Source organism: Scytonema hofmannii PCC 7110, assembly GCF_000346485.2.
In the GTDB taxonomy this organism is placed as follows: domain Bacteria; phylum Cyanobacteriota; class Cyanobacteriia; order Cyanobacteriales; family Nostocaceae; genus Scytonema; species Scytonema hofmannii.
This window is the reverse complement of sequence record NZ_KQ976354.1, coordinates 10,752,026-10,764,837: the sequence shown is the minus strand read 5'-3', so window position 1 is coordinate 10,764,837 and position 12,812 is coordinate 10,752,026. Positions and strand designations below refer to the sequence as shown.

Sequence of the window (12,812 nt, the reverse complement as noted above, 5' to 3'; positions counted from 1 at the left end):
TCCCTACTCCCTATTCCCTACTCCCCTGTTTCGTAAGAAACCAGACCGCTCAACTCGATCCGGTGGCTCCGCCTGGGAATGCCATCTTGAGAGGCTCCGTCTCCTATGTGGAGCTAACTAAGCTCCGCAATTTTTTTATACCTTATAAGAAGAATCTCATGTTTTTTTCATTATTTTTTCATATAATACCCAAATTATTATTAGTGTGCAAACCAACCCGAAAAAGGTGACCAACAACAACTTACGCAATTCCCAGGATGCAAGTAGAGTTGTGAATGCTAACACAACTAACGCTCAACAGATAAGAGGCGATATCTGGAATTTGTTCTTTGGGGAGCAGCTAGCACCAATAGGCAATCCAGCGCGAGAATATAACCAAAGGTTGCTGCTTGCAGATGTCAAGCAGGAAGTTGAGTCAAGATTGCAACAATCCCTACACAATGCGGTGCTGGTAACTTCAGGGATAGAATCGCAACCTCAACAGCTGAAACGTCTTTGGGATGCAGAAGTCAAAATTGGTTCCAAGCCAGCTGAACTTATTCCAGAAAATACTAGCATTTTGTCAGTTTTTGATTCTGAAGAAATTGCAGGTAGGTTGTTAATTTCGGGAATGCCAGGGAGTGGCAAGACGACTACTCTGCTAGAATTGACACAATCTCTTATTCAAAGAGCGGAAGAACAACCTGATTATCCTATTCCTGTGTTGTTTAACCTATCCTCTTGGAAAGGTGAGCGTCAACCATTAATTCATTGGTTAATAACTGAACTCAAATTCAAATACGGTGTTTCAGTTAAGCTTGGGAAAAAATGGTTAGAAAATCGGCTACTTATACCTTTACTTGATGGCTTAGACGAGGTGGAATCAAACCGTCAAGAACCTTGTGTTAATGCTATTAATCAACTGCTAGAAAGAGAATTTTGCCCTCAATCTCTGGTGGTTTGTAGCCGGAGCGAAGAGTCTGATAACTATACAAATAACCTTGCTCTTAATGGAGCTATTTACTTAAAATTGTTAACGAATAACCAAATTCATAATTATCTTGTTGAAGTTAATCACGCCGATTTATGGGAAACAATCAATCGTGACTCAGATTTATTAGACTTAGTTAAAACACCTTTATTACTTAATGTTGCTGTCCTAGCTGCTTCAGAAATCTCTATTGAGCGTTGGCAACAACTGACTTCTACAGAATCCCGTATTCAGTATTTGCTAAATGCTTATGTACTTCAAATGCTGACACGAGATATTCACAGTAGGATATGCAAGAAGAAAGCGCCTCATTCTCAACAAACTCAATTGTGGCTTATTTGGTTAGCACAGCAGTTAAAAAGAACAACACAAAAGGAATTTTTAATTGAAGGACTACAGCCATTCTGGTTAAAAAATCGTGCTCAAAAAACGTATAAATTGATTCTTAGGACGACCGTTGTATTGAGTTTCGCGCTGATTATAGGTGTATTCGATGCTTGGCAGAATCATGATTGGATTTTAGCGCTAATCATTGGACTGGGTAATGGGCTAATCAAAAATCTGTTTTTTGAGCTAATTTTTAGAAGGTATAGAGAGATAAAACCTGTTGAAATTTTCAAGTTTTCTAGTAAAAAAGCTCAAAGTTGGCTAAAATGGGGTCTGTTTATTGGGCTAATCTTTGGATTAGTTATGGGAGTGTTAGTCGGGTTGAGAGATGGGCTAATTATTGGGATAATTAGCGGGCTGTTCGGTGAGCTATTCTTTGGCTTAGGTATGGGAGTGATATTCGGGCTGATTATTGGGCAAATTAGTCCAGCTATAGAAACCAAAAAAATTCCCAATCAAGGTATTTGGTTTTCAGCAGTAAATGCTGTCATTCTCGGATTAATTCTAGGGTGGTTTTTATGGTTCATTGGAGGTCTATTCAATAGATATTCGTTGATTTCATGGCTATATTATGAAGTCTATTATGGATTTTTTGGTGGGCTAATTTTTGGTGGTGTAGCTTGCATCCAACACTTCACCCTCCGCCTCATTCTTCATAGCAACGGCTACAGCCCCTGGAACTACGCTCGTTTTCTCAACTACTGCACAGAGCGCTCATTCCTCCAACGTGTCGGTGGTCGCTATTGCTTTATTCACAAAATGCTGCAAGACCACTTTGCTCAGATGGAGCTTGAGGTTAAACATCCCAAGTAAAATCCTTGAACCTGTTAGCGTTTAGCTTGGTGAAATGTTCATTTTCATTAAAAATTCTTACTTCATTCTTTTTTAGGAAATATTTACCCAAAAATCAGCAGTAGTAACTTTGCCATTGCACGGCTGTTAAGAAGCAGCCTTTGCAGCTCTCTTGGCTTCAGAAACCCGGTTTCTTTGCCATTTTCTACGATCGCTCTTCATTGCTATGTGTCACGCGAGCGCGCTTGACACATAGCAACTGATGGAATAGCAGTTTCTCAGACTTTGAGAACTATACCTAATTCGACCACTGGTGAAATCAGGGGGAATTCTTTGAGTTGCATTAGAGAGCGATACACTCAGGGGACAACCGTACTGCATCAACACTTTGCAACTGCTAAAACCGTTAAAGAAATCAAAACAATTCAAGGTGTTGGCAACTGGGTTTGTTACAAGTTGAAAAATTTTTCACGGCTGATTTAGGATTGCTGTATTGACAACAAACAATTCATAAAACGTAAAAATATCAAAGACATTGTACATCTAATAATTCTTTATATAATTTAAATTTCTTTTATTAAAAGAGAAAATTGAATGAAAATTATGAAAACCATTTTCAACGTTCGCGTCCATATTCAAATGTTGGGTTTCGTTCCTCAACCCAACCTACTTGTCTTCACATTTGCTCTTTATTATTTCTTAAGTAAGACGTAATATTTAGAACTATTACTTAAACTTACTTAAGCATAAGATTATATTTTTTCTGAAATAATTACATTACACAAAATTTCTGACCGCTTGTTAGTTGAGCAAATTGTTACCACCTCCTAACCAGCGCTCATTTAGTATACAACCTTGAATTAACCAGGGAATATTTAACCATGAAAAAAATAAGCAGGCGTGAAGCGCTGAAGATTGCAGCGCTTGCGGGGGGTTCTATTTTGCTTCCCGTGGGGCTTCAGTATCGGGGATATGCTCAAAGAACTGATGAGAGGGTTGAGCCGTTTACACTTCCCTTCCGTACACCACCAGTTTTAAACCCTGTACGCAGTGATTCTACGACTGACTATTATCAAATTGCGATGCAGAAGGCTCAAGTAGGAGTCCTACCAGGGAGAACAACAGAGATTTGGGGTTACAACGCTACGTTTCCCGGTCCCACAATTAGACAAAGTAGAAATCGACAATCAATTATTAGGTATATCAACAATCTTGATGTAGATACCTCAGTTCACTTGCATGGTATGCCATCGTTACCTCAGTACGATGGTTATGCTGAAGATTTGATTCCTCCGGGGTACTACAAGGATTATGTCTATCCCAATCCTAGCTCTGCTATTTTGTGGTACCACGACCACGCCCTCGGTCAAACTTCTCGAAATGTCTATATGGGTTTGGCTGGAATGTATATTGTCCAAGATAATGAAGAGCTGAGTTTGCCACTCCCTAGAGGCGATCGCGATATTCCTCTGATTATTCACGATAAACAATTCGCCTCCGATGGTTCGCTAATTTTTGACGACCAAGGACAGCATAGCCTAATGGGAGAAGTGATTACAGTCAACGGAGTCCCTTGGCCTCGTATGGAAGTTGCAAACTATAAATACCGTTTTCGAGTATTAAACGCATCAATTTCTCGTTCTTACAGACTTGCTCTGAGTACAGGTGATGACTTTACTGTCATTGGTACGGATGCTGGATTGATGACAGCACCAGTAAATACTCAGAATATGCGTCTTGCAATGGCAGAAAGATATGACATAGTCATTGATTTTTCTAAATATCCCATTGGGTCTCAGGTTATACTGCAAAATCTTGGGCTTCCCAACAACGATAATTTTGGAAACACGAATGTCATCATGCGCTTTGATGTGGTGCGTTCTGAAAGTGATAACAGTTTAATTCCCAGTACGCTACGCAATATTCAATTTCTGTCAGAATCTTCAGCAGTCCGAAGCCGCGACTTCACATTTGACCATGTGAATAGTGTGTGGGTTATCAACGGGAACGGTTGGAACTCAAACAGAGTTGATGCTAATCCACAACTAGAAGAGGTGGAAATTTGGAGACTGCATAATCCTTCAGGTTTGTGGTTTCATCCAGTTCACCTTCACCTCATTGATGCTCAAATTCTCGATCGCAATGGTCAAGCACCCTTTCCTTACGAACGTGGTTTGAAAGATGTGTTCTATGTTGGTGAAAACGAAACAGTACGAATCATTGGCAGATTTAGACCTCACCTAGGTAAGTATATGTACCACTGCCACAACATGGTTCACGAAGACCACGATATGATGAGTCAATTTCAAGTGGGACAAGGTGGGATAAATCCTATGTCAGCCCCAGCGCAACCGCTTCCCGCACCACCCCTTTAAATTCAGTAGGTCGGATAAAGATGAAGTATGAATGTTTTATTGTTTATCCTTTACACTTCATACTTCTTTATGAAACATTCACCCAAAAGTCAGCAGTATTAACTTTGCCATTGCGATTAAACTGAACCCAAAGTTTGTATGTTCCTGGCTGCGGAAAACTTGTCTTAAAAGCTATCTGTCCATCACCAGTCTCTTTGAGAGCATGAGCATGGATATAATCTGTTGTTGTGAGTGGGTATGAACTTTTTAAAATGACTAAATGCCCTTTTTCTCCTAAATACGGTTGTAAGCCCTGAACTGGTTGATTGTTTGCAGCTTGCTTAACATCAAACGTTAAGGTCACTTCTTGACCAGTCTTGGGAGTAGGTTCAGATAATTTAAGATTTATTTTAGTATCATTTAAGATTTTAGTTGTGTTAAACTTCTCTAATTCCTTGGGAAGTGGAACTGAACCGGGAATGTTCAGGGTCATGAGGGAAACTTGTTCTTTTTGTCCGGATGGTTTGTAATCACTAAAAATCTTATACTCACCTGCTGTGGGAAAAGTTGTATTAACCTCGAAGCGTCCATTTCCTTTATATTTGGGGTGAACATGATTGAAAGATTGTAAGTCATCCCTGACTACAATCAAGTGCATGGTTTTTTCTTGAAAAGTGTCAAAATTTGTAACGGCTTTTCCTTGAGAGTCTTGAACATCAATCGCTAAAGAAATAGACTGATTCTGAGCCAGATTTTTAGGAGCCGTTAATTTTGCCTGAGTTGTGGAGCTTTCTCCATGATGCGTCTGTTCCGTTGAATGTCCGCTATGAGATGAATCTCCAGATTTGACAGAAGAACCACAAGCAGAAGTTAGTAATAAAACCGCGATCGCAGCAATTCTTGTTAAGTAATATTTCATAAAGAATTTTGTCATTTGTCATTTGTCATTGGGTATCAGCGATCGCCTCTGCTCCCTCACTCCCTCACTCCCTAATTTCAGTAACCGTAGGATAACTTAGCCATGATTTAAGGCGAGGCTTTGGTATCAGTATTCTTACGCTTTCCATGAGACCAAGAAAAGATGAAAATTCATAGGTTACCATTCTCGAACATTTATTTATAGCACTTTGTTTCTAAACTTAATGCTGTTTTTACATTTAGTTAGGAGTTTGTTTCGGCTGTGCAATTTGGTATGTTTACGATCGCTTTTGGTTCATCATATCTAATAGAAGTATGGATACTATGGCATCCTAGCTCTTGGCTCTCAAGTTTTCTCAAAATCTTGACTGCTAGCATTTCAGTTGTTATGATTGTACGGTTAGTCTCTTTATTACAAGGCTTACGCACTCACACGACAGAAACCTGGTTTCTGTGCAGAAGCTCATGGCTGAAACGAAATTTTTTGTTAGAGAAACCCGGTTTCTGCGTAAGTCCTATATTACCTAAACCCCAGACTTCCTGCGATCCATCTCAACTAGAAGCAGCGAATGTTGCTTGGCAAGAAGTCAGTGATGAACTAGAAACAAGATTCCAAAAACAAAAATCTGATTTAACAGAAATTAACAAATCGCTGCAGGCAGAAATTACTGAATGCAAGCAGCAAGTTGCAGTTTTGCAGGAAAGTGAAGCACGGTTTCGCCTCATAGCGTACACAGCCCCTGTGATGATTTGGGTCTCTGATATCGAGCAGCTCTGCAATTACTTCAATAAAGTTTGGCTGGAGTTCACTGGAAGAACAATTCAACAAGAAATCGGTCATGGCTGGTTGGAATCAATTCATCCAGAGGATAAAGAGCGCTGTTTTCTTACCCGTACTACAGCTTTTGATGCTCGGCAAAGCTTTAAAATGGAGTACCGCCTGAGACGAATGGATGGTGAGTACCGTTGGATATTAGATACAGGTATCCCACAATATACTGAAAATAACACATTTGTCGGCTATATTGGCTCTTGCGTTGATATTACCGAACACAAGCAGGCAGAAGAACAGATCCAAGCATCTTTATTAGAAAAAGAAGTTCTTTTAAAGGAAATTTACCATAGAGTTAAAAATAATTTACAAGTTATTTCCAGTCTACTTAATCTTCAATCAGAGTATATTAAGGATAAAGATGATTTAGAAATATTCCAACAAAGCCAAATGCGAATTGAATCCATGGCTTTGATTCACCAAAAATTGTACCAATCGCAAGACCTTGCGAGAATTGACTTTAGTGAGTACATTCGAGATTTAGTAGCAAGTCTATTTAGTTCTTACGAAGTGAACACAAATGTGATTTCGCTCACAGTCAATGTCGAGCGTGTCTTATTAAGCTTAGATGCAGCGATCCCTTGTGGCTTAATTATCACGGAACTTGTTTCCAATTCCCTAAAATACGCGTTTCCTAAAGGTAGAATGGGAGAAATTGCGATTGAACTTCGGGCAGAAAATAATAATATGTTGAACTTGAGAGTTAGTGATAATGGTATTGGGTTACCCTCAGAATTTGATTTAAAAAATACAACATCATTAGGATTGCAGTTAGTAGACGCTTTAACAAATCAGTTATCAGGTGATATTATAATAAATTACACTAATGGGGTCGAGGTAAAAATTGCATTTCCTGTGTTGGATAAAAATTTAAATTGGAGAAAAAAATGACAATGAAAACAATTTTAGTTGTGGAAGATGAGGGTATAGTTGCTAAAGACTTACAGAAACGTCTGGTCAAACTGAGCTATCATGTACCTGCTATTGCTTCTTCAGGAAAAGAAGCGATCCAAATAGCTGAAAAAATCAATCCCGATCTAATATTAATGGATATTAGATTAAAAGGAAATATAGATGGCATTGAAGCAGCTAAAGAAATTCAAACTCATCTTGATATTCCAATCATCTATCTTACCGCTTATGCGGACGACAACACATTGGAAAGAGCACGTCTAACAGAACCATTTGGTTATGTACTCAAACCTTTTAAAGAAAAAGAATTACACACGACCATTGAAATAGCTCTGAGCAAGCATAAGAAAGAAAGGCAACTAAAGGAAAATCAAAAAGGACTAGTGACTGCTGTAACTAGGATAAGTGATGGCGTGATTGTTTGCGATCGCCAAGAGTTAATCACGTTTATCAATCCCATTGCAGAGAAAATTACGGGATGGCAACAGGAAGAAGCATTTGGGAAAAAAATATCAGAAATATTTAAAATTGTTCCGACAAAACCTCACGATTTAAACACCACGATAACAAAATTTATCCAAGATGAAAAATCTGTTTTATCGGAAGAAACAGTTCTAATTTCTCAAGATAGTCAAGAAATACAAATTGAATATTGTACGGCATCAATAAAAAATGATCTAGGCAATATTATTGGCGCAATTGTCGTGTTTCGAGATATGACAGAGCGTAATTTGGCAAGTGTTGCAAGCCAAAAGCAACTCGAACAAGAGCAAGTCTTAGCGAAATTATCAGAAATTAATCAAATTAAAGACGAATTTTTATCTATTGTGTCACACGAATTGCGTGCGCCTCTATCTAATATTAGAATGGCAATTCAATTACTGCAAAATACGGGTATTGCCGAGCACGGTCAGCAATATATCAATATTCTAAAAGCAGAGTGCGATCGCGAGATGACTTTAATCAACGATTTGCTAGATTTGCAAAAAGCCGAATCAGGAACAGATCGTCATTTAAATCCCGAACCATTAGAATTACAAGCTTGGTTGCCAAACATTGTTGATGGTTTCTCCGCTCGTATTCAGGAACATCAGCAAACTTTCCGGCTGAACATTCCCTCTGAGATACCACCCTTAATTTCTGATAACGCTTGTTTAACAAGAATTGTGGGAGAATTATTGAATAATGCTTGTAAATATACTGCTACTGGTGGTGAAATTGCTGTCAGTGTTCGGAACGATATTTCTCAGTCCAGTACTATTATTAGTATTAGTAATTCAACAGAAATTTCCCCCACAGCCTTAGCAAAGATTTTTGAGAAGTTCTACCGGGTTCGCAGCCCCGAATTTAGAAGACAACCTGGTACTGGTTTAGGGCTAGCTTTAGCACAAAAGCTGATCGAACAATTGCAAGGGACTATTGAAGTTGAAAGTTTTGATGGATGGACAACTTTTACTTTGAAATTGAGCAATTTGGCAGTGACCAGTGACCAGTAATCAGTGACCAGTGACCAGTAATCAGTGACCAGTAATCAGTGACCAGTAATCAGTGACCAGTAATCAGTGACCAGTGACCAGTAATCAGTGACCAGTGAGTTTTTATAGTTGAAAGTAGGGGGTTTAAATAAACAATCAATTTTCCATAATAAGGTTATATTTAAGGAAACTTCTCATATTAGGTTCAAGGCTGATTTAATATGGCTGAAATGATTGCAATACCCGCAGAACTGACTTGCTTTAAGCTACCTGATGCTGTTCAGCAGAGACTTCAATATCTTTTGGCTCGCCAGGATGCAGGTGAAGAATTGACTTTGACAGAACAACAAGAAGCAGAAGGATTAGTTGAACTAGCAGAATTTTTATCACTAATTCAACTCAAATCACAACAAATCTGATATGGAAAATTGACGCTGGCGGTCTAATTCTTGAAGCCGCATTTTTTCAGCATAAAAAGCTTGGTAATATGACTGCCATTTTTCTGGTTCCACTTTAGGATCGGTTCGATCAAAAAGTTCCCGGAAGTAACGATAGCGCTTCTCTCTCATCACAGCTTCCATAGACGCCGTTGCAGCCTGAATCAATTTGTCATGGCGTAGTAATATTTCTTTTTGAGTTTTCTCATTTAAATGAAATAAGTGAGCTACTAATTCTGTTTCTTCAGGAAATTCCAGACATCTATCTTGCACAGTTGATAATAAATCGGGTTCCATTTCATCTGAAATTTCCAAAATTTGTTGCCATAGGAATCGGTGATGGGAAAGGCTAAATTGTAAATCCCTTTCTTCTAGTGCTGCAACGATCGCTTGACGATATTCTTTATAGTGCAAGTATATTTGAAGCAACAAAGCTTCTGCTTGTTCTAGAAGAATTTGTTCTGGAGTTAAAGCAATAGAGACGTTGTCCTGTGTATCTGCACTTTCTTGTTGATGCGATCGCTGTGTCTGTTTGTATTGCGGTTTGTATAATTTAGGTGCTACTGCTTTTTTTCTGGATAAAGCTGGAATTTGAGACAGTAGATTTTCTACTCTTAGCGGTACTAATCTGGCATCTCCTTGAGCTAGAATTTCTGCACAAGAAGAGACATAATGGTTTAGTGTATCAGTATTACCAATATTTTTTAGTAATTTTACCATCTGCTGCGACACTTGCTGAAAGTCAGTCGCTTTCTTTAAGTCTCGGTCTTTTGTCATTTGCTGAATTTGCCAATCCAGCCAAAGAGGAGCATTGGCTAAGAGTTGTTTGTAGTCTTCCGGGCTACTTTTGAGTAAGTATTCGTCGGCGTCTTTGCCATCAGGTATGTTGAGAATTCTTAACTGAACTTCGCCACTGTATGCTAACGCTGCAATTTCTCCTATGGCTTTTTCTGCAGCATTTGTCCCCGCAGTATCAGCATCAAAATTCAGTATTAATTGTTTGGATTCTGTATAACGCAAGCAGGCGCGAACTTGTTCTAAACTCAGGGCTGTACCGAGGGAAGCAACAGCGTTGGTAATACCTGCAGCATGAAGCGCGATCGCATCAAAATATCCCTCTACGACTACAACTCGATCTAGTTGGGAAATGGCTGCTTTGGCTTTGTCTAGAGCAAATAAAGTTTTCCCTTTGAGAAAGACTTCTGTTTCTGGGGAATTTAAATACTTTGGTTGGTCATCTCCTAAAGTTCTACCACCAAAACCAATGACGCGCCCGAGTACATCGCAAATGGGAATCATGATGCGATCGCGAAACACGTCATAATAACCATTTCCTTCCTTGCGAGGTTTAATCAAACCTGCTTTTTCTACCAGTGGTACGGGATAATTTTTATCGTTGACCAAATAACGGTGAAGAGTTTCCCAACCTGCAGGCGCGTATCCAAAACCAAAGTGTTGAATTGTTTCTGCTCTCAGTTGGCGTTTGGATTGCAAATAGTGCATTGCATTCTCTCCACTGCGCTTGAGAGCGTGTTGATAGAATTGTGCTGCTACAGCAAGGACTTCATACAGTTGCTCTCGCAGAGAAACCTGACGTTGCAATTCTTGCCATTGTTCGGGTTCTTGAGTTTTGACTGGGACTTGGTAACGCCGTGCTAAATCCAGCACCACTTCAGCAAAGGAGCGCTTTTCCAAGTCCATCAGAAACTTAATGGCATTTCCTCCCGCGTGACAACCAAAACAGTAGTACATTTGTTTCGTTTGGCTGACAGTGAAGCTAGGGCTTTTTTCTGAGTGGAAGGGACACAAACCTACATAGTCTTTCCCGCGCTTGCGTAAGACAACGTGTTCTGATACGACATCATAGATATCAGCTCTGTGCTTAACTTCATCAATTGTATCTGGGTGCAAGCGGGGAATGTGCATATTGGTCACTGGTCACTGGTCACTGGTCACTGGTCACTGGTCACTGGTCACTGGTCACTGGTCACTGGTCACTGGTCACGATCGATATTATATTCATTGGTGCGGAACTGCGCTTGGTACAAATAAGAAAATATCGTTATATAGGACAATAACTAATTATGGGACGTATTTTTCTGTCAGCAGCTCATGGCGGTAAAGAAGCATCCGGTATCGATCCGGGTTCAATCGCCGGGGGTACCAATGAAGCCAAGGAGATGATTCTCCTGCGAGATCTGATTGTTTCGGAACTAAGAGCACGTAATTTTGAAGTTTTTACAGTTCCCGATGATTTGAGTGCTCCACAGACGATCGCTTGGATCAATTCCCGTGCTCGTCAAAAAGATGTTGCTTTAGAAATTCATTGCGATACAGCTAGCAATCCCTCTGTGCGTGGGGCTAGTGTATTCTATATCACTAATAATGAAGACCGCAAGAGTCATGCGGAATTATTGCTTGTAGGGCTACTGCGTCGCGTTCCTCAATTGCCTAACAGGGGAGTCAAGTCAGATGCAATGTCGTCCATGGGAAGTTTGACATTTTGTCGGCAAACATCTGTTCCTTCTTTATCGATCCAAGTTGGTTTTCTCTCTAGTCCAGACGATCGCACTTTGCTGCAAACTCGCCGTCGTGATTTTGCAGCAGGAATTGCTGAAGGGCTGGTTTCTTGGTGTCGGGAAGTTGACTCTGGTACAGACACCGGACAAGAACCAGCGACTTATCAAGCGATTAATATCAATATTAACGGACAAAATTACTCAGAGCAAGGAATACTCATCAATAGTAATGCTTACATTCCCATCGATTTAGTTGATCGTTTGCGAATTGATTTGTCCAAAGCACCCAATGTCCGTCGTGTAACTTATCGCCGAGTTGTTTATGTAAAAGCTGTTGAACTGCGGGAGTTTAGTATTTCAATTTCTTGGGAAGCCAGCCGCCGCACTTTATCCTTGCGCTCAATTTTGCAAATTTGTCCCGCTCAAATCGACAGAATTATGTCACATGGTAATGCGTCAGAAGTGCAGTTGCAAATATTTTTAAGAAATAACAATGACAATGCCATCGTGCAGTTTCCCGACTTACCAAAACTTTATAGGGAAGAAGCAGCGCTCGAAGGAGTGAATTATGATACTGCTTTTTGCCAAATGTGTTTGGAAACTGAGTTTTTACAATTTGGTGGTGATATAAGAGCCGAACAAAATAATTTTGCCGGGTTGGGTACTATAGGGGGAGGTACAGAAGCCGCTTCATTTGAGAGTGCAAGAATTGGTGTCCGGGCGCATATCCAACATTTGAAAGCCTACGCAAGTTTGGAACCCCTAGTACAAGAAGTCGTAGATCCGCGATTTCAGTTTGTGACAAGAGGTATTGCTTCAACGATTAACCAGCTATCAGGAAGGTGGTCAGCAGATTTAGAGTACGGGAATAAGATTACGGCTATGCTCAAACGACTTTATGAATCAGCAGGGTTACTGTAAGTGTTGAGCGATGTTGCGGGAGTATCTGTATATTTATGGTTATATAGCAATCCTATTTGATTTTTGAAATATCCGTAGGGTGGGCAATGCCCACCGCAAGCTTTAGTTGGTGGGCATTGCTACGGTACTTAAAGTTTTTCACAAATCATTTATGATTTCTATAGCAATCCTATCTAATTTGTAAGAATTGAAAGGCTTAGATCCCCAACTTCGCATATGTTGTCGGGGATCTAGTTTCTCACAAATGATTTAGGACTGCTAGATAGCGGTTCTCACTTGAATAAAGTACAGATTT

At 39.8% G+C, this 12,812-nt stretch carries 9 protein-coding genes; 7 read left to right on the top strand and 2 right to left on the bottom strand.

From position 1 onward, the window contains the following. The first annotated feature begins 226 nt into the window (after window positions 1–226). The 3 genes from WA1_RS45360 to WA1_RS45350 all read left to right on the top strand — a co-directional run bounded on the left by WA1_RS45360 (window position 227) and on the right by WA1_RS45350 (window position 4,524). Window positions 227–2,170, top strand: coding sequence for an NACHT domain-containing protein (locus tag WA1_RS45360; RefSeq protein WP_017744162.1), 1,944 nt, complete (start codon window positions 227–229; stop codon window positions 2,168–2,170). A 312-nt stretch (window positions 2,171–2,482) separates the two neighbouring features. After that, the gene (locus WA1_RS59035; protein ID WP_201789169.1) at window positions 2,483–2,632 is read left to right on the top strand and encodes a hypothetical protein; all 150 of its coding nucleotides are present in this window, start codon (window positions 2,483–2,485) and stop codon (window positions 2,630–2,632) included. Between the two features lie 398 nt (window positions 2,633–3,030). Then, a complete protein-coding gene (locus tag WA1_RS45350; protein WP_017744160.1) occupies window positions 3,031–4,524 on the top strand; it encodes a multicopper oxidase family protein in 1,494 nt (497 codons plus the stop codon). 67 nt (window positions 4,525–4,591) lie between these two features. On the opposite strand, the gene WA1_RS45345 is transcribed toward WA1_RS45350, so the two are convergent. After that, window positions 4,592–5,422 carry a hypothetical protein gene (locus WA1_RS45345; protein ID WP_026134728.1) on the bottom strand — a complete coding sequence of 277 codons (831 nt, stop codon included), beginning with the start codon at window positions 5,420–5,422 and terminating at the stop codon, window positions 4,592–4,594. A 273-nt stretch (window positions 5,423–5,695) separates the two neighbouring features. On the opposite strand from WA1_RS45345, the gene WA1_RS45340 reads away from it, so the two are divergent. The 3 genes from WA1_RS45340 (at window position 5,696) to WA1_RS45330 (ending at window position 9,059) form a co-directional block, all read left to right on the top strand. Further along, complete coding sequence (locus WA1_RS45340; protein WP_017744158.1) at window positions 5,696–7,144, top strand: sensor histidine kinase; 1,449 nt, start codon at window positions 5,696–5,698, stop codon at window positions 7,142–7,144. Further along, a complete protein-coding gene (locus WA1_RS45335; protein WP_017744157.1) occupies window positions 7,141–8,661 on the top strand; it encodes a hybrid sensor histidine kinase/response regulator in 1,521 nt (506 codons plus the stop codon). Before WA1_RS45340 ends, WA1_RS45335 begins: the two co-directional genes overlap by 4 nt. 200 nt (window positions 8,662–8,861) lie before the next feature. Beyond that, window positions 8,862–9,059, top strand: coding sequence for a hypothetical protein (locus WA1_RS45330; protein WP_017744156.1), 198 nt, complete (start codon window positions 8,862–8,864; stop codon window positions 9,057–9,059). On the opposite strand, the gene dnaG is transcribed toward WA1_RS45330, so the two are convergent. Continuing rightward, window positions 9,045–11,003 carry a DNA primase gene (gene dnaG / locus WA1_RS45325; protein ID WP_017744155.1) on the bottom strand — a complete coding sequence of 653 codons (1,959 nt, stop codon included), beginning with the start codon at window positions 11,001–11,003 and terminating at the stop codon, window positions 9,045–9,047. The genes WA1_RS45330 and dnaG overlap by 15 nt on opposite strands. Window positions 11,004–11,161: 158 nt before the next feature. Between dnaG and tftA the strand changes: the two genes are divergently transcribed. Then, window positions 11,162–12,517, top strand: a complete 1,356-nt coding sequence (gene tftA / locus WA1_RS45320) for a hormogonium tapered terminus morphoprotein TftA (RefSeq protein WP_017744154.1) — start codon at window positions 11,162–11,164, stop codon at window positions 12,515–12,517. The last annotated feature ends 295 nt before the right edge of the window (window positions 12,518–12,812 follow it).